Origin of the sequence: Actinoallomurus bryophytorum, from assembly GCF_006716425.1 — a bacterium.
Classification (GTDB): Bacteria; Actinomycetota; Actinomycetes; order Streptosporangiales; family Streptosporangiaceae; genus Actinoallomurus; species Actinoallomurus bryophytorum.
In genome coordinates this window covers 1-17,268 of sequence record NZ_VFOZ01000001.1, presented here as the reverse complement: position 1 = coordinate 17,268, position 17,268 = coordinate 1, and the positions used below count along the sequence as shown (strand labels likewise).

Here is a 17,268-nt window from a genome sequence, read left to right as displayed (position 1 = left end):
GCACCGTCCGGGTGAGCGCGCGGAGCGAGTGAGGAGTGGCTGAGCGAGCAATGACCGGCAGCACGAGTTTGAGGGTTGTCCTGGCCGGGGGTGGCACCGCAGGACACATCGAGCCCGCCCTGGCCCTCGCCGACGCACTGCGCCGGGAGGATCCCGGCGTGCAGGTGACCTGCCTTGGTACCGAGCGTGGGCTGGAGAACAGACTCGTCCCCCAGCGCGGGTACGAGCTGGCGATGATCCCGCCGGTGCCGCTGCCACGCACGCTCACGCCACGGCTGCTGACCGTGCCCGGCCGGCTGGCCGGCGCCATCAACACCGCCGCGAGCATCCTGGACCGCACGCAGGCCGACGTGATGGTCGGATTCGGCGGTTACGTCGCGACTCCCGGCTACCTCGCCGCGCGGCGCCGCAAGGTCCCGATCATCGTGCACGAGGCGAACCCGCGGCCCGGCCTGGCCAACCGCCTGGGCGCGCGGTTCACCGAGCACGTCGCGGTGGCCGTCCCCGACACGCCACTGCCCAACGCCGAGGTCATCGGCATCCCGCTGCGCCGTGAGATCGCCACGCTCGACCGCCTCGGCATGGGCGACAAGGCACGTGCGCACTTCGGGCTGCGCTCGGACCTGCCCACGCTGCTGGTCTTCGGCGGATCCCAGGGCGCCCGGTCCCTCAACCGCGCCCTGACCGCCGCCGTGCCCTCGCTGCGCGCGGCCGGGATCCAGATCCTGCACATCGTCGGGCCCAGAAACGCCAGCGAGCCCGAGGTCACCGCGGACGACCCGGCCTACATCATGCTTCCGTACTGCGATCGGATGGACCTGGCCTACGCCGCGGCCGACTTCGCGATGTGCCGTGCGGGCGCGCTCACCTGTGCCGAGCTGACCGCCGTCGGGCTGCCCGCGGCGTACGTCCCGCTTCCGATCGGCAACGGCGAGCAGCGTCTCAACGCCGAGATGATCGTCCAGGGGCACGGCGGCCTGCTCGTCGAGGACTCCGAGCTGAACGCCGACTGGATCCGCGGCAACGTGATGCCCGTGCTCGCCGACGCCGAGCAGGTCGCCCAGATGTCGGAGGCCGCGGCGCGCATGGGCCGCCGTGACGCCGACGTCGCCCTCGCCAAGATGGTCGCCCGTGTCGTGGCGGCGGGCGAGTGAACACACCGTGCCGCCGCCGGGCGGGGGAGAGCTCATGAGTCTGGTGACACCGGTCGAGGTCGTACCGGCCGATCGGCTGGGGCGGGTGCACTTCGTCGGTATCGGCGGAGCCGGCATGTCGGGTATCGCCCGCATCATGCTGGGACGTGGCATCCCGGTGTCCGGCAGCGACGCGAAGGACTCCGACCTGCTGGCCGACCTGCGTGAGCTGGGCGCCACGACCTACGTGGGCCACGCGGCCGAGCACGTGGGGGACGCCTCGACGGTCGTCGTCTCGACCGCGATCCGCGAGACCAACCCGGAGCTGGCCGCCGCCCGCGAGCGCGGCCTGCTCGTGCTCCACCGCGCCGCCGCGCTCGCGTCGCTGATGGACGGCCGCCGGTCGGTCGCGGTGGCGGGCACGCACGGCAAGACCACGACCACCTCGATGCTGACCGTCGCGCTCCAGCACGCGGGCGCCGACCCGTCGTACTGCATCGGCGGCCAGCTCGTCACCACCGGTCTGGGAGCCGCCGACGGCTCCGGCGACCTGTTCGTCGCCGAGGCGGACGAGAGCGACGGCTCCTTCCTGATGTTCGCCCCGAAGGCGGCCATCGTGACCAACATCGAGGCGGACCATCTCGACAACTACGCGGACTTCGCGATGGTCAAGGAGACCTTCGCCCGCTTCGTCGAGCGGATCCAGCCCGGCGGCCTGCTCGTGGTGTGCGCGGACGACCCGGTCGCGCGCGCGACCGGCGAGGAGGGCACGCGCCGCGGCCTGACCGTCCGCACCTACGGCGAGGCCGAGGACGCCGACTACCGCACGGAGGGCTTCACCCCCCGCGGGCTCGGCTCCACCTTCACCGTGGGCGAGCGGACGCTGGAGCTGTCGGTGCCGGGGCGCCACAACGCCCTCAACGCCACCGCCGCGTACGCCACAGCGGTCGAGCTGGGGGTCTCCGCCGACGCCGTCGCCGACGGCCTGGCCGGCTTCACCGGCGCGCGGCGCCGTCTGGAGCCCAAGGGCGAGGTCGGCGGCGTCAAGGTCTTCGACAGCTACGCCCACCACCCCACCGAGCTGGCCGCCGACCTGAGGGCGACCCGCGACTACGTCGGCGAGCTGGGCGGCGGCCGCATCGTCGCGGTGTTCCAGCCGCACCTGTTCAGCCGGACCAAGTTCTTCGCGGCCGAGTTCGGCGCCGCGCTCGGCCTGGCCGACGAGGTCATCGTCATGGACGTCTTCCCGGCCCGTGAGGACCCGATCCCCGGCGTGACCGGCGAGCTGGTCGCCAAGGCCGTTCCGCATGGCAGGGTCACCTACGAGGCGGACGGAAACGCGGTGGCCGGGCGTGTCGCGGCGATCGCCGCCCCTGGGGACGTCATCATCACCATGGGGGCCGGTGACGTGACCATGCTCGGGCCGAAGATCCTGGGGCTGCTCGGCACCTGACCCGCCGCCGGTGCCTCTCCCGTGGGGCCACGCCCGTACGGGCGGCCGAGCAGGGGAGGAGGGGCCAGGATGATCGATGAGTCGGAGATTCCGGCCGATGGCGCGCAGGACGCGATCGCCCCGCGCCGCTCCAGCCGGTGGAAGGTGCTCTTCGTCGCGTTGCTCGTCGCGGGCGTCCTCGGCACCGCGACGTGGGTCCTGCTGGGCTCGCGGCTGCTCGTGGCACGCCACATCGACGTGGTGGGGGACCGCCTGGTGCCGCGCGACCGGCTGCTCGCCGTCGCCGACGTACGCCTCGGCGAGCCTCTCATCAGGCTCGACACCGGAGCCGTGCGCGACCGGGTGGAGGGGGTCCAGGAGGTCGAGACCGCCCGGGTCGAACGCCGCTGGCCGGCCACGGTGCGCATCGTGGTACGCGAGCGCACCCCGATCGCCGCCGTCCAGGACGACAACCGCTTTCTCCAGATCGACCGGTACGGCGTGACCGTCCTCACATCGGCGGCGCGCCCGAGAGGTCTTCCGTCACTCACCGTCGCGAATCCCGTGCCGTCGGATCCGTCCCTGCGCGCCGGGCTCGCGGTGATCCAGGCCCTGCCGCCGTGGATCTCCCACCGGGTCGCGAGCGTCGAGGCGCCGACGCCGGAAGCGGTGACGTTGCGGCTCAAGGAGGGGGTCGCCATCGTCTGGGGTGCCCCGGAACGCACGCCGGACAAGCTACGGTTGCTCTACGGATTGCTGAGCACCACTCCGCGACGCGGCATCAAGACCATCGACGTGAGTTCGCCCGAGGTCGTCACCACCGAGTAGCGGTGAACCCCCTGGGCACGCCACACTGGGTCGGCCGCGTGACGGGGGAGTTCGGAGCGTGGCAACCGATGAAAATCAGGATGAGTGGGATGTCGCGCGACACGCCGATCGGCTCGGGGCCGGGTTAGTTGACCCTGCAGTGGTGCGCCCCTACTGTCCGTATCAGCCTTAGGTTGACATAACTCTAAGTCTCAACTTGAGGGTGAGGGTTCCGGCCCTGTAGGAGAAACGTGACGGCCGTCCGTACGGGCGGTCGCAGATCATAACGACAGAGCGAGCGGAAGGGCCCCTCGTTGTGGCAGCACCGCAGAATTACCTAGCGGTCATCAAGGTCGTCGGCATCGGCGGCGGCGGTGTCAATGCCGTCAACCGCATGATCGAAGAGGGCCTCAAGGGTGTCGAGTTCATCGCGATCAACACCGACGCCCAAGCGCTGCTCATGAGTGATGCCGACGTCAAGCTCGACGTCGGCCGCGAGCTCACCCGCGGGCTCGGCGCTGGGGCCAACCCCGATGTGGGCCGTAAGGCCGCCGAGGATCACCGCGAAGAGATCGAAGAGGTGCTCAAGGGCGCCGACATGGTCTTCGTGACCGCAGGCGAGGGTGGCGGCACCGGCACGGGCGGCGCGCCCGTGGTGGCCAGCATCGCCCGTTCGCTCGGCGCGCTCACCATAGGTGTGGTGACCCGCCCGTTCAGCTTCGAGGGCAAGCGGCGCGCCATGCAGGCCGAGGCCGGCATCGAGACGCTGCGCGACGAGGTCGACACGCTCATCGTCATTCCCAACGACCGGCTGCTGTCGATCTCCGATCGTCAGGTCAGCGTGCTCGACGCCTTCAAGGCGGCCGACCAGGTGCTGCTCTCCGGTGTTCAGGGCATCACCGACCTGATCACCACGCCGGGTCTGATCAACCTCGACTTCGCCGACGTCAAGTCGGTCATGTCCGGAGCCGGTTCGGCCCTCATGGGCATCGGGTCGGCCCGTGGCGACGACCGCTCGGTCGCCGCGGCCGAGATGGCGATCTCCAGCCCGCTGCTGGAGGCCAGCATCGACGGCGCCCACGGCGTACTGCTGTCCATCTCCGGTGGGTCCGATCTCGGTCTGTTCGAGATCAACGAGGCGGCGCAGCTGGTGTCCAACGCGGCGGCGTCCGACGCCAACATCATCTTCGGCGCGGTCATCGACGACGCGCTCGGCGACGAGGTGCGCGTCACGGTGATCGCGGCGGGCTTCGACGAGGTCCAGTCCGAGGGCAGGTCCGGGCCACCCGCCGAGTCCAAGCGCAGTGCCCCATCACGGCCGCCCGTCGCCGCGCCGCCGGTGGCGACGCCCCAGGCGGCGCCCCGCCCGATCGTCCCGCCGCAGGCGCCCGCGCCGCCACGGGTCACGCCGGTGCCCGCGCCGAGCCCGCAGCGCGGCTCGGAGTCGGCCGATGACGACCACAAGTCATCGCCTCCGAAGTCCGACCAGGCCAAGCCGCAGGAGACCAAGGCCGAGCCGGCACGGGCCGAAAAGTCCGACGAACAATCGCGCGACTCCGGAGGCACGGCTCCGCCACGCTCCGCCTCGAATGAGGCCGTCGCGGGCCCTAAGGTGCCGCGGCCGGCGACCGAGCCGACCGCGGCGCGCCTGAACACCGACGCGGCTCGCCGCCGTCCCGTCGTCTTCGACGAGGACGACGATCTGGACGTGCCGGACTTCCTCAAGTAGTGACGGTTCCCCGCCGGCCCGGTGCCGGCGCCCGCGGGGACGCGTCTCCGTCTCCCGCGAAGAGTGAAGAGGCATGAGCCGCATACAGGACCTCGCCGCGAATCTGGCGGCCGTGCGCGAACGCATCTCGAAGGCGTGTGACGCGGCCGGCCGCTCTCCCGGCGAAGTCACCCTGGTGGCGGTCACCAAGACCTTTCCCGCCTCGGACGTACGCCTCCTGGCCGAGCTCGGCATCACCGACGTCGCCGAGAACCGCGACCAGGAGGCGGCCGCGAAGACCACGGAGTGCCGCGACCTGGATCTGACCTGGCATTTCGTCGGGCAGCTTCAGACCAACAAGGCCCGTTCGGTGGTCTCCTACGCCGACGTCGTCCACTCTGTCGACCGGGCGCGGCTCGTCAAGGCGCTGTCGCGGGCGGCCGTCGACGCGGAGCGTTCGGTGCGCTGCCTCATCCAGGTCTCACTCGACGAGGCGGCGCCGGACGAAGAGGGCCGGGGCGGCGTACACCCGGACGGAGTGCTCGCGCTCGCGGACGCGCTCGACGCCGCGGACGCGCTCGCACTCGGCGGCGTCATGGCGGTGGCTCCGCTCGGCGCGGACCCGGCCCCGGCATTCGCCCGGCTGGCAGAGATCTCCCATTCTCTTCGCGCCGCGTATCCCGCCGCCAAAACGGTCTCGGCGGGCATGAGCGGAGATATGGAACAGGCCATCGTGAGTGGCGCGACACACGTCCGTGTTGGTACGGCGTTGCTCGGAGGCCGACGGGCAATCGTCAGGTAATGTCCCCACAGTGGACCTTGGCGTCCGCGTCTAAACGTAACGATCGGATCAGCGGAAGCTTCCCGCAGGGATCTCCTGTCGGCAGACGACGGAGGGGGCGTATGGCCAGCGCGATGCGCAAGATGGCGGTCTACCTCGGCCTTGTGGAGGACGATCGCTACGATGATGACTACGACGAGTACGACATCTACGACGACGAGGCCGCGGACCGTCGCCGGGTAGAGCGTGCCGATGACGAGTCATCCTCTACCGGTGCCCCGGACCAGCCCGAAGACGAGCAGAAGTCCTTCGCGACCGAGCGACGGCCCTCTCTTGCCGAGTCGGCGGTGTCAGACCTCGCGCGTATCACTACGCTTCACCCCAGGACCTATAACGAGGCCCGCACGATCGGAGAGCACTTCCGGGAAGGGACCCCGGTGATCATGAACCTCACCGAGATGGTCGACAGTGACGCCAAGCGTCTTGTCGACTTTGCGGCTGGTCTCATATTCGGCCTGCACGGAAGCATCGAGCGTGTTACGAACAAGGTGTTCCTGTTGTCCCCCGTCAACGTTGAGGTGACCGCCGAAGACAAGGCCCGTATGGCAGAACGAGGGTTCTTCAATCAGAGCTGACATCCACATGCGAGAGTGTTCGTGAACCTTGGAAACTACCTGAGCATCCCGCTCTACCTGTTCCTGCTGTTCCTCATCGGCAGGCTGGTGCTCGAGACGCTCCAGGCGTTCGCCCGGTCATGGAGGCCTACAGGGGTGGTGCTGGTTTTGGCGGAGACCACTTACACGGTCACCGATCCACCCCTTAGACTGCTACGCCGTTTCATCCCGTCCGTTCGGCTGGGTAACGTTGCGTTCGACCTGAGCTTCACGGTCCTCTTCTTCATGGTCTGGTTCTTGATCATCGTCGTCCAGCCGCTCTGATCGGGTACCGTCCGTTCGGGGACAGACTCCAAGCGCGCCAAGGAGACCAGATGCCGCTGACACCTGCGGATGTGCGGAACAAGCAGTTCAGTACAACCCGGCTACGGCCGGGATACGACGAAGAGGAGGTCGACGCTTTCCTCGATGAGGTCGAGGCCGAGCTCGACCGGCTCATCCAGGAGAACGAGGAGCTGCGGGCCAAGCTCGCGGAGTGCCTCCGTGGCAAGGTGCCGGCGATGGCCGCTCCCATCGTCGAGCCGAAGCCCGAGATGACCCACATGCCCGAGCCGCCCAAGCCGATGGAGCCCAAGCCGGAGCCTGAGCCCATGCTCGGCAGCCTCGGCATGCCCCCGGCGGCCCCGCCGCAGCCTCCGCCCCCGCAGGTGAGCAGCCCCGGCGAGGACAACATGGACACGGCCGCGCGCGTGCTCGCGCTCGCGCAGCAGACCGCCGACCAGGCGATCGCCGACGCCCGCCGCGAGGCCGACGAGACGCTGGGCCGCGCCCGCCGCGAGGCCGAGGAGATCCTCGGCAAGGCACGCCGCCAGTCCGAGCAGATCGTCAGCGAGTCGCGCGCCCGCGCGGAGTCCCTCGAACGCGACGCGCAGGACCGCCACCGCCAGGCGATGGGTTCCCTCGTCCAGCAGCGTGAAGAGCTCGAGCGCATGGTCGATGACCTCAACGCCTTCGAGCGTGAGTACCGCAGCCGTCTGAAGGCCTACCTCGAAGGCCAGCTGCGCGAGCTCGAGGCCGGCAGCCACGGCGGCCCGTTCGGCGGCCCGAGCAACACCGGCCCCCAGCCCGCACAGCAGCAGCAGGCCATGCCGCAGCACGCCGAGGTGCGCAACGGCCAGCCTGCGGTCGGCCCGGGCAACACCGGCCAGAACCCCTTCCCCCAGCAGCAGCCCGAGCAGCCGCAGCACGCTCAGCACGCCACGGGTGGTTTCCACACTGCCGACAACCCGCCGCACGACCGTCGCTGACCACGAAAGCGTCATGAGAGGCGAATGTCTCGCCTCGAACAAAGTGGTAGCCGGTTGGAGGCGGCCGAATCGGTCGAAGTTGCGCTAGCGTGGCTGCGCATCTTCGTACGACGACGGTTGGTTAGAGGGAGACCTGCGTGATCATCCTGAGTGGTGTGCTCGTCGTCGTGGCGATCGCCCTTCTTGTTACGGGCATTGTCACTGGCAACACCGGGCACGAGGTTGCGGGGCTTGACGGGCTGAAGCTGATCTATGTCTCCATCGGAGTCAGCATCATCTCCGCCCTGTGCCTGGCCATCGGGGTCTTCCTGCGCCGTAAGGAACTGTTCGGCAGCACCGAGTCCGAGGCCTCCACGCGGAGGTCGGCGGCGACCCGGTCGAGCAAGGCCACCAGGCCGGCCAAGGCCAAGGCACGCGTGGGAGCGGGCGACGACACACTGGTGACCCCGATGCCCTCCGCCACCGCGACGGACGTGCCCGCCGAGACGAGCGTCTTCGTCGTTCCCGGGCGCAAGCGCTACCACCTGGAGACCTGCCGTCAGCTGGCGGGCCGCGACAAGGAAGAACTCACCTTCGTCGAGGCGCGCGAGGAGGGCTTCACCGCCTGCACGGCGTGCCTGCCCGACACGGCCCTGGCCGCGCGTGCGGCCAGCGTGGACACCGAGTCCATCGAGACCCCGGCCACGGAGCCGGTGGCATCCGAGGACGTCGCGGACACCGCGGACCTGACCCGCCGGGAGGACGACGACCCGGCACTGGCGACGCGGACCGACCTGCCCATCACGAGACTGGACGACGACGATCTCGCGCCCGCCGCAGAGTCCCCAGCGGCAGCCGAGCCGAGCGTCTCCGGCTCCGACATCGACACGAACACCGAGACCACCCGGTTCGACGACGTCACCGAGACTCCCGAGGCGGCACCAGAGCCGTCCGCCGAGCGATCGTCGGCGCGCAGCCGATCGCTCTTCGAACCTCTGGCCGACGACGAGCCGCCGGCCGCCACCGCGGACGCGGACGCGGGCACGGAGGAGCAGCACGGCGCCGAGGACCGGGCCGATGCCGAGCCCGAGCCGTACGAGCCCGAGCCGTACGAGCCCGAGCCGTACGAGCCGGAGGACACCACCTCCGCCGCTACGGACGACGCCGAGCCCGCGGACGCCGAGCCGTCATCCGACGCCGAGCTCCCGGAGACCTCCGGCACGGCGGAGACCGACGCCGACGAGCCCGAGCCCGCCGCCCAAGCATCGTCCACGGACCTTGAGACCGCCGACGAGCCGGTCCGCGATGACGCGGACGACGACGAAGCCTCGGACCGTGAAGCCTCCGATCACGAGGACTCCGGCGACGCCGAGTCCGGTCACGACGACTCCGAGCCCGTCGACGCGGACCACGAGGATGCGTCCGAAGAGGCCGCCTCGACCCACGAGGCCGCGTCCACGCAGGACGCCACGGACTCGTCCCTGCCGTTCGTCCGCATCCTGAGCGGCACCAAGCGCTACCACCGCCCCGACTGCGCCCTCATCGAGGACATCGCAGACGACGCGGACGACCTGGAGACCCTGTCCCAGGCCGAGGCGAAGGAACGCGGCTGCACGCCGTGCCTGGTCTGCCAGCCGGACAAGGACCCTTCGGACGAGGGCTACTGAGCCGACGGCACGAGCGGCCACCGCCCCTTGGGCGGGGCTGCGGCCCGGCGACATCCGCCACCTGAGCCCGAAGCCGTCGGAGCCGAGGCCGAGAGCGCGGTCCCCCCAGACGCCCGGAGGGCCGGGCGGCCGGGATCCCGCGAAGCGGGATGCCGGTGGTGAGGGGTGCGACTGGTAGCTGTTCGCACGCGTTGTGGCCGGCTTGAGATGGTCGTGGCGGGCCGCTGGGGAACGTGGCTGCACGCTGAACCGGTAGCGGGACGGGGACCCCTCGCATGACGGCGCCAGGTCGCCGGCGGCCGATACCAGCGCCGCGGTGGGCCGGTTGGTGAGCAGGACATCGGTATGACGGCCGCCGCCGACGTCATCCTGATCTCGGGATGAGTCTTGATAGCCGGTCCTCGGCCGAGGATCCGCGCCTAAGAGCCGCCCCCGAGCCTAAATATAAAAGCCGCCCCGAGCCTAGAACCGCCCCCGGGCCTCTGGCCGCCTTGAGCAGGATCCGGACCCGGCCATCGGCTCGTCGTTCACGACTGACACCTCCACGCGGTGCGCGCGAAACGGCCGGGACCGGCCGCGGGCCGGCGCGCGCGCCTAAAGGACCGTCCTCCAGCCGATGCCGGATTCTCGCCATGTCACGCGAACTTGCTAAGCGGAACGTTGCTCCGTATTGTCTAAGTTGAACACGGTTCCGTTTATGTGGGCGTAGCGCCGCAGCGGGCACCGGCAACGTACAAGGAGCCTCATGAAGTACCGCACACTGGGCCGAACCGGCATCAAGGTCAGCCCGTACTGCCTGGGCGCGATGATGTTCGGCGCCGCGGGAAACCGCGACCACGACGACTCCACCCGGATCATCCACAAGGCGCTGGACGCGGGCATCAACTTCGTCGACACCGCCGACGCCTACTCACGCGGTGAGTCCGAGGAGATCGTCGGGAAGGCCCTCAAGGGCCGCCGGGACAAGGTCGTGCTGGCCACCAAGGCCCACCTCCCGATGGGCGACGACCCCAACCAGCAGGGCAACTCGCGGCGCTGGCTGGTCCGTGCGCTGGACGACTCCCTGCGCCGCCTGCGGACCGACCACGTCGATCTGTTCCAGGTCCACCGGCCCGCGCCGGACACCGACGTGGAAGAGACACTCTCGGCGCTCACCGACCTCGTGCGTGCGGGGAAGGTCCGTGCCATCGGGGCCTCCACTTTTCCCGCCTCGGAGATCGTCGAGGCGCAGTGGGCCGCCGAGCGGCGGGGTCTGGAGAGGTTCCGTACCGAGCAGCCGCCGTACTCGATCCTCAACCGGGGGATCGAGCGCGAGGTGCTTCCCGTCTGCGAGCGTTACGGCATGGGCACCCTGGTCTGGAGTCCTCTCGCGCAGGGTCTGCTCACCGGCCGCTACCGCAAGGGACAGCAGACCGACGGCCGCCGGGCGAGCTTCGGCTACAAGCATCTGGCCGACGAGCGCCGGCTCGACGCGGTCGAACAGCTCATTCCCGTCGCCCAGGACGCCGGGATGCCGCTGACGCACCTGGCGATGGCCTTCGCGATCGCCCACCCGGGCGTCACCTCCGCGATCATCGGCCCGCGCACCATGGACCACCTCGATGACCTCCTCGCGGGCGCGGAGACCACACTGAACGACGAGGTCCTCGACCGGATCGACGCCATCGTGCCTCCCGGCACCGACATCGGGATGCTCGACATGGCCTACAACCCACCTCCCATCGGGCAGGCGCGCCTCCGCCGTCGCCTGCCCGGCGGACGCTCCGCCGCCTGACCTGACCGGGACAGCCCAGCCGAACCCAGTGATCTGCTCCGCACGCTCGCGGCGAGCAGGTGTTCAGGCGGCGCGTGGCAAGGCGGAGCAAGGCGCCGGCCGGGGGAGACCGTCGACGAATGCGGCGAGGCGTCGTCAGACGCCGCGTGGCTAGGTCAGACGCCCTCGCCGCGGTGCCTGCGGCGGAGCTCTCGCTGTTGTTCACGGAACTCGCGGTGGATTCGGCGCTGTTCGTCGTGCATCTCGCGGTGGATGCGGCGCTGCTCGCTGTGCAACCCCCCGTGGTCCAGCTTCGCGGACTTACCGTCGCCCGCGGCGCGGCGCTGGACGGACACCCCGCCGAACAGCGCGAAGCCGGTCAGCCGGATCACCGGCGCGTCCGGGTCGACGGTGTCCTCCGGTGGGACCGAGGCGCCGCCGAGGATCGCCGCGATGGAGTTGGCCACGCGTACGCCCGGGGGCACGGTCACATTGACGCCGCCCATGATGGCCACGACGTTGATCGTGACCTCGCGCCGCGACAGGACCGCCTGCCGCAGGTCCAGTTCGATCCCGCCGAACACGGCGACCACGTTGGTCTCCGGCTCGACCAGCCACCGCCCGGAGCGCTCGGCGCCGCCGAAGACGGCCACGATGTTGGGCGTACCGGCGTGCGGCGGCGGCAGATCGTCACGCACGACCGGCCCGGCGCTCTCGGGAGGTCCCACGCCGCCCGTCGCCGGCAGGTCGCGCACGATCGGTGCCAGCTCGGCATAGGTCTTCGCCTGGTAGACGGCGTCGAGGCGCTCCGCGTGCTCCTCGGCGGTCAACCGGCCTTCGGCCATGGCCTCACGCAACTGGTCGGCGACCCGGTCCCGGTCGGAGTCCGAGGCACGCATGCGTGCCGGATCGGGCTCGCTTGGCCCATCTGAAAGGTCCACAGGTGCATCATTCCGCACGGAACAGGGTCAGCCAACGCCGTGCGGAGTAAAACGGCCGGGGTGGGACGGACAGGTCCCACCCCGGCGGAGCCGACGCGGTGCCGCCTCAGGACGAGCGGCGCAGCCAGAACGTCAGCCGCAGGCCGTCGTCGTGGTTCGGGGGCAGTTCGGCCTCGGGCTCGTCGTCGTGCCAGGCGTCCGCGAGGACCTCGGCCGCGACCTCGGCGCCGTGCTCCCGCAGGGCCTCGTCCAGGTCGGTGTCGGTCGTGCGCCACCACAGCTCGATGCGGTCGGTGATGTCCAGGCCGGTGTTCTTCCGCGCGTCCTGCACCAGGCGGACGACCTCGCGTACGAGGCCGGCGCGGCGGAGCTCCGGCGTGACCGTCAGGTCCAGCCCGACCGTCTCCCCGGCGGCGCTCTCCACCGCCCAGCCGCTGCGGGGCCGCTCGGTGACGATCACGTCGTCCGGGGTCAGCTCCACCTTGCCGACCTCGGCGGCCTCGACCGTCGCCGTGCCGGACTCGCGCAGCGCGTGGGTCAGGCCTGCCGCCTCGGCGGACGTGACGGCCTTGGCGACCGTCGGCGTCTGCTTGCCGAAGCGCTTGCCCAGCTCGCGGAAGTTCGGCTTCACGACGTACTCGACGAGATCACCGCCGATCGACGCGAGGGTGTCGAACCCCTGGACGTTCAGCTCGTCGGCGATCTGGTCGCGCAGCTCGCCGGGCAGCGAGGCCCAGCCCGTCGCGCCGACCAGGGCGCGGCCGAGCGGCTGGCGCGTACGCACGCCGGAGCCGGCCCGTGCGGCGCGGCCCAGTTCGACCAGCCGCCGGGCGAGCGCCATCTGCGTGGTCAGCTCCGGGTTCACCAGCGTCTCGTCCACCGACGGCCATGCCGCGAGGTGCACCGAGTCCGGCGCGTCCGGCGTCCGAAGGACGTCCCACACGTAGTCGGTCAGGAACGGCGCGATCGGCGCCATCAGCCGGGTCAGCGTCTCCAGGCACTCGTACAGCGTCGCGAACGCCGAGGCGTTCGGCCCGACGGCAGAGCCGGCGGCCTCCGGCCCCTCCCAGAACCTGCGACGGGAGCGGCGGACGTACCAGTTCGACAGGTCGTCGATGAACTCCGCCAGCCGCCGTCCGGCGGCGGTCGTGTCGAAGTTCTCCAGCGCCGTGTCCACCTCGCGTACGGTCCGGTGCAGCTCGGCGAGCACCCACCGGTCCAGCAGCGGCCGGTCGGCGGGCGCGGGAGCGGGTGTGCCGGGCGTCCAGCCCGAGGCGTTCGCGTACAGGACGAAGAACGACACGGTGTTCCAGTACGTCAGGAGCACCTTGCGGACGATCTCCTCCAGCGCCGCGTCACCGACCCGCCGCGCCGCCCAGGGCTGGCCGGCGGCCGCCATGTACCAGCGCAGCGCGTCGGCGCCGTGCTTGTCCATCAGCGGGATCGGCTCCAGGACGTTGCCGAGGTGCTTGCTCATCTTCCGGCCGTCCTCGGCCAGGAGCAGCCCGAGGCACAGGACGTTCTCGTACGAGGAGCGGTCGAAGACGAGCGTGCCCACCGCCATGAGGGAGTAGAACCAGCCGCGGGTCTGGTCGATCGCCTCGCAGATGTACTGCGCCGGGTAGGAGTTCTCGAACGTCTCCAGCTGGCGGTGCGGCGCGCCCCACTGGGCGAACGGCATCGAGCCGGAGTCGTACCACGCGTCGATCACGTCGGGCACGCGCCGTGCCTCGTCGCCGCACTCGGGGCAGGCGAAGGTGATGTCGTCGACGAACGGCCGGTGCGGCTCCAGCGCGGTCAGGTCGCGTCCGGCCAGCTCACCGAGCTCCTTCAGCGACCCGACGCAGGTGGCGTGGTCGTCGCCGCACAGCCAGACCGGCAGGGGAGTGCCCCAGTAGCGGCTGCGCGACAGGGACCAGTCGACGTTGTTCCGCAGCCACTCGCCGTACCGGCCCTCCTTGATCGTCTCTGGGAACCACTTGGTGCGGTCGTTCTCCTGCAGCAGCCGGTCCTTGATGGCGGTCGTCTTGATGTACCAGGCGGGGAGCGCGTAGTAGAGCAGCGGCGTGTGGCACCGCCAGCAGTGCGGATAGCTGTGCTCGTACGCCTCGGAGCGATACAGCAGGCCGCGGTCGCTGAGGTCGTCGATGAGACGCGGGTTGGCGTCGCGGAAGAACATGCCGCCGACGAGCGGCACCGTCAGGTCGAACCGGCCGTCCGGGTTGACCGGGTTGACGACCGGCATCCCGGCGGCGCGGGTGGCCGCGAAGTCGTCGGCGCCGAACGCGGGCGCCAGGTGCACCAGGCCCGTGCCGTCCTCGGTGGTGACGAAGTCCGCGGTCAGCACCCGGTGGGCGTTGGGGATGTCCACCAGCTCGAACGGGCGGCGGAACGACGTGCCGGCCAGCTCGGATCCGGCGTGCCGGGAGACGATGTGCCAGCCCTCACCGAGCACGCGGGCGAACAGCGGCTCGGCGACGATGACGCGGTCCGGCCGGCCCGAGCGCGCCGCGACGACGTACGTGACGTCGGGGTGCACCGCGATGGCGGTGTTGGAGACCAGTGTCCAGGGCGTGGTGGTCCACACGAGCAGGTCGACGCCCTCGAGGGGGCCCTCGGTGAGGGGGAAGCGTACGGTCACCGACGGGTCGGTCACCGTCTCGTACCCGCCGGGCTGGCCGAGCTCGTGGTCGGAGAGCGGGGTGCCGCAGCGCGGGCAGTACGGGCTGATGCGGTGGTCGCGGACCAGCAGCCCCTTGTCGAAGATGACCTTGAGCGACCACCAGACCGACTCGACGTAGTCGGGGTCCATGGTGCGGTAGGCCTGCGCGAGGTCCACCCAGTAGCCCATGCGCTCGGTCATCGCCTCGAAGGCGTCCACGTGGCGCAGCACGGACTCGCGGCACCGGGCGTTGAACTCCGCCACGCCGTACGCCTCGATGTCCTTCTTGCCGGACAGGCCCAGCTCGCGCTCGACCGCCACCTCGACCGGCAGGCCGTGGCAGTCCCAGCCGGCCTTGCGGCGGACGCTGTAGCCCTTCATGGTCTTGAAGCGGGGGAACAGGTCCTTGAACACCCGCGCCTCGACGTGATGCACGCCGGGCATCCCGTTGGCGGTCGGCGGGCCCTCGTAGAACACCCAGGGCTCGCCGCCCGCGGTCTGCTCCAGGGAACGCTCGAAGACCTTGCCGTCCTCCCAGCGGCGCAGCACGTCGCGCTCGAGCCCGGGCAGGTCGACCTGGGTGGGAAGGGATCGCATCCGGCGTGCCTGTGGCACGGCCGCGGATTCGTCGGGCATGGGTACACCTCCGGCGTCACGGACAGACACGTGGACCGGAGGGACGAGGCGGTCAGGCCCCGCGGTACCACCCTCCTTGGCCGTCTGTTGCAGGAGACGACCCGCTCATTGCGCTCGGCTGCCGGGTCTACTGGGTCCTGAGGACCGTTCTGCCGGCGGCTACGGGGTGATCAGACCGCCGGGCACGCCCCCGGACTCTCACCGTCTCCGGGTCGCTCGAGGCTGCGTACGGCGGCAGGTGTCCCCATCAACGCCTTGCCGATAGCGACGATAACGCACAAGGGCCGATGACTTCTTCCCGATCGCCCCCGTGGCCGCGGCCGAGGGTGATCAGGAACACCGGATGATCTGTCCGAAAGTGGGGTGTTTCAACTTTGAATAAGTGGGTTTCGGGTGGCCCTCCACGGTCAAGTTTGGGCAAGCCGCCGGTCTGCTGGAGGTCGCCTAACCCGGTGTATTGGGACATATGCGGCGTGTTAGAAGACCTGGTCATTTGCCGTCTCGCAGAACCGCGACCTATGCTTCCCGCACTGCCAGAGATGATCGGCGCAAGGGGGGCCCGACTATGGACGGCACTGCCGGCCCGAAGGATAGGAATCCCACGGCTGAGGCGCCACGCGCCACACGCACCGGAACCCGGCGCGCGTCGCCGGGACGAAAGATCTCCCCGGCGACCGCGAAGCGGTTGCCGGTCCGCCACGGGGAAGGTCAGTGGACGGCCGGCGAGCTCGCCGCCGTACGCGACCGGCTCGAGCTCGAGATGACCGATCTGCGCGCCGAGATCGCCGCGGCCGAGTCACAGATCGCCGAACGCATGAACGACGCGGCCGAGGGAGCGGGGGATGATCAGGCCGACGCGGGAGCCAAGACGTTCGAGCGTGAGCAGGAGATGGCGCTCACCTACAACGCCCGTGATCTGCTCGCACAGAACGAACGCGCGGTCGACCGGATCGGCCAGGGCACATATGGTGTGTGCGAGTCCTGCGGTCAGCCCATCGGGAAGGCGCGCCTGCAGGCCTTTCCACGTGCGACCCTATGCGTGATATGCAAACAGAGAGAGGAGCGTCGCTAAGCGACGCCATGAACTCAGGGCAAGACGCCGGCGTCCGGCCGCGGCGCATCGGTGTGCTCATCGCCATCGCGGTGACCGCGCTCGCGCTCGACGTGATCACCAAGGCCATCGTGGTGGCGACGCTGCCGGACCGGCCGCCCATCGAACTCCTCGGCGGTCTGCTGACCCTGAGGGTGCTCCGCAACAGCGGGGCGGCCTTCAACATCGGCAACGGCATGACGATCGTGTTCACCGTCATCGCGACGGGCGTGGTGGTAATGATCCTCCGCTACGCCCGCAAGCTGCGCAGCCTGCCGTGGGCGATCACCCTCGGCCTGCTGCTCGGCGGTGCCCTGGGCAACCTCGCCGACCGCCTGCTGCGCTCGCCCGGGGTCTTCCGCGGGCACGTGGTCGACTGGATCGAGTTGCCGCACTGGCCGGTGTTCAACCTCGCCGACGCGTCGATCGTCTGCGGCGGCGTACTCGCGGTGCTGCTGGCCTCGCGCGGTCTCCAGGTGGACGGCACGGTGCAGCGGGACGGCCCGCCGGACCCGCCGCCCGCAGGCGGGACGGCGCCAGAGCCGGAGCCGGCGGCGGAAACGACGGAGCCGGCATCGGCCCCGGCCGAGGACGCTCCGGTGAGCCGTGAGGATCACAGCGACGGCTCACGGCCGGACGCCAAGCGCTGATGGCCGAGCATCGCAGCCTGCCCGTCCCCGACGGGCTCGAAGGCGAGCGCCTCGACGCCGCGCTCGCGCGGTTGTTCGGGCTCTCGCGCAGCCGCGCGGCCGAGGTCA

At 70.4% G+C, this 17,268-nt stretch carries 14 protein-coding genes and 1 pseudogene; 13 read left to right on the top strand and 2 right to left on the bottom strand.

Translation table 11 applies throughout. The annotated features are described in order from the left end of the window. Positions 1 to 68: 68 nt before the first annotated feature. The 10 genes from murG (at position 69) to FB559_RS00030 (ending at position 11,202) form a co-directional block, all read left to right on the top strand. Positions 69 to 1,154, top strand: coding sequence for an undecaprenyldiphospho-muramoylpentapeptide beta-N-acetylglucosaminyltransferase (gene murG / locus FB559_RS00075; protein ID WP_141961402.1), 1,086 nt, complete (start codon positions 69 to 71; stop codon positions 1,152 to 1,154). 34 nt (positions 1,155 to 1,188) lie between these two features. After that, positions 1,189 to 2,586 (top strand): UDP-N-acetylmuramate--L-alanine ligase, encoded by a 1,398-nt coding sequence (gene murC / locus FB559_RS00070; RefSeq protein WP_141951935.1) that lies wholly within the window; start codon positions 1,189 to 1,191, stop codon positions 2,584 to 2,586. 69 nt (positions 2,587 to 2,655) lie between these two features. Next, on the top strand, positions 2,656 to 3,393 hold the full coding sequence (locus FB559_RS00065; protein ID WP_141951933.1) for a cell division protein FtsQ/DivIB: 738 nt from the start codon (positions 2,656 to 2,658) through the stop codon (positions 3,391 to 3,393). 295 nt (positions 3,394 to 3,688) lie between these two features. Beyond that, positions 3,689 to 5,101, top strand: coding sequence for a cell division protein FtsZ (ftsZ, locus tag FB559_RS00060; RefSeq protein ID WP_141951930.1), 1,413 nt, complete (start codon positions 3,689 to 3,691; stop codon positions 5,099 to 5,101). 73 nt (positions 5,102 to 5,174) lie between these two features. Then, positions 5,175 to 5,882, top strand: coding sequence for a YggS family pyridoxal phosphate-dependent enzyme (locus FB559_RS00055; protein ID WP_141951928.1), 708 nt, complete (start codon positions 5,175 to 5,177; stop codon positions 5,880 to 5,882). Between the two features lie 101 nt (positions 5,883 to 5,983). Beyond that, complete coding sequence (locus tag FB559_RS00050; RefSeq protein WP_141951926.1) at positions 5,984 to 6,496, top strand: cell division protein SepF; 513 nt, start codon at positions 5,984 to 5,986, stop codon at positions 6,494 to 6,496. A gap of 21 nt (positions 6,497 to 6,517) precedes the next feature. Beyond that, positions 6,518 to 6,799, top strand: a complete 282-nt coding sequence (locus FB559_RS00045) for a YggT family protein (protein ID WP_141951924.1) — start codon at positions 6,518 to 6,520, stop codon at positions 6,797 to 6,799. Between the two features lie 50 nt (positions 6,800 to 6,849). Further along, positions 6,850 to 7,782, top strand: a complete 933-nt coding sequence (locus FB559_RS00040) for a DivIVA domain-containing protein (RefSeq protein ID WP_141951922.1) — start codon at positions 6,850 to 6,852, stop codon at positions 7,780 to 7,782. Between the two features lie 137 nt (positions 7,783 to 7,919). Then, positions 7,920 to 9,428, top strand: a complete 1,509-nt coding sequence (locus FB559_RS00035) for an ICP22 family protein (RefSeq protein WP_141951919.1) — start codon at positions 7,920 to 7,922, stop codon at positions 9,426 to 9,428. A gap of 745 nt (positions 9,429 to 10,173) precedes the next feature. Further along, entirely contained in the window at positions 10,174 to 11,202 is a 1,029-nt protein-coding gene (locus tag FB559_RS00030; RefSeq protein ID WP_141951917.1) for an aldo/keto reductase, read from the top strand. Between the two features lie 155 nt (positions 11,203 to 11,357). Here FB559_RS00030 and FB559_RS00025 read toward each other — a convergent pair whose 3' ends face one another. Further along, positions 11,358 to 12,080: a DUF1707 SHOCT-like domain-containing protein gene (locus FB559_RS00025; RefSeq protein ID WP_141951915.1), complete on the bottom strand. Its 723-nt coding sequence runs from the start codon at positions 12,078 to 12,080 to the stop codon at positions 11,358 to 11,360. Positions 12,081 to 12,228: 148 nt separating this feature from the next. Beyond that, positions 12,229 to 15,420: an isoleucine--tRNA ligase gene (gene ileS, locus FB559_RS00020; protein ID WP_141951913.1), complete on the bottom strand. Its 3,192-nt coding sequence runs from the start codon at positions 15,418 to 15,420 to the stop codon at positions 12,229 to 12,231. A 661-nt stretch (positions 15,421 to 16,081) separates the two neighbouring features. Between ileS and FB559_RS00015 the strand changes: the two genes are divergently transcribed. From FB559_RS00015 to FB559_RS45170, 3 genes and pseudogenes are all read left to right on the top strand, one after another. After that, positions 16,082 to 16,492 (top strand): TraR/DksA family transcriptional regulator, encoded by a 411-nt coding sequence (locus FB559_RS00015; protein WP_425455100.1) that lies wholly within the window; start codon positions 16,082 to 16,084, stop codon positions 16,490 to 16,492. 8 nt (positions 16,493 to 16,500) lie between these two features. Beyond that, positions 16,501 to 17,160 carry a signal peptidase II gene (gene lspA / locus FB559_RS00010; RefSeq protein ID WP_221639842.1) on the top strand — a complete coding sequence of 220 codons (660 nt, stop codon included), beginning with the start codon at positions 16,501 to 16,503 and terminating at the stop codon, positions 17,158 to 17,160. Further along, positions 17,160 to 17,268 (top strand): annotated as a pseudogene (locus tag FB559_RS45170) (RluA family pseudouridine synthase); the annotation flags it as partial. The gene lspA and the pseudogene FB559_RS45170, both read left to right, overlap by 1 nt.

Coding starts and splice junctions, on each gene's coding strand:
- FB559_RS00040 (WP_141951922.1), top strand. CDS start 6,850: ATGCCGCTGACACCTGCGGATGTGCGGAACAAGCAGTTCAGTACAACC.
- FB559_RS00025 (WP_141951915.1), bottom strand. CDS start 12,080: ATGCGTGCCTCGGACTCCGACCGGGACCGGGTCGCCGACCAGTTGCGT.
- FB559_RS00055 (WP_141951928.1), top strand. CDS start 5,175: ATGAGCCGCATACAGGACCTCGCCGCGAATCTGGCGGCCGTGCGCGAA.
- ileS (WP_141951913.1), bottom strand. CDS start 15,420: ATGCCCGACGAATCCGCGGCCGTGCCACAGGCACGCCGGATGCGATCC.
- murC (WP_141951935.1), top strand. CDS start 1,189: ATGAGTCTGGTGACACCGGTCGAGGTCGTACCGGCCGATCGGCTGGGG.
- FB559_RS00065 (WP_141951933.1), top strand. CDS start 2,656: ATGATCGATGAGTCGGAGATTCCGGCCGATGGCGCGCAGGACGCGATC.
- lspA (WP_221639842.1), top strand. CDS start 16,501: ATGAACTCAGGGCAAGACGCCGGCGTCCGGCCGCGGCGCATCGGTGTG.
- FB559_RS00050 (WP_141951926.1), top strand. CDS start 5,984: ATGGCCAGCGCGATGCGCAAGATGGCGGTCTACCTCGGCCTTGTGGAG.
- FB559_RS00030 (WP_141951917.1), top strand. CDS start 10,174: ATGAAGTACCGCACACTGGGCCGAACCGGCATCAAGGTCAGCCCGTAC.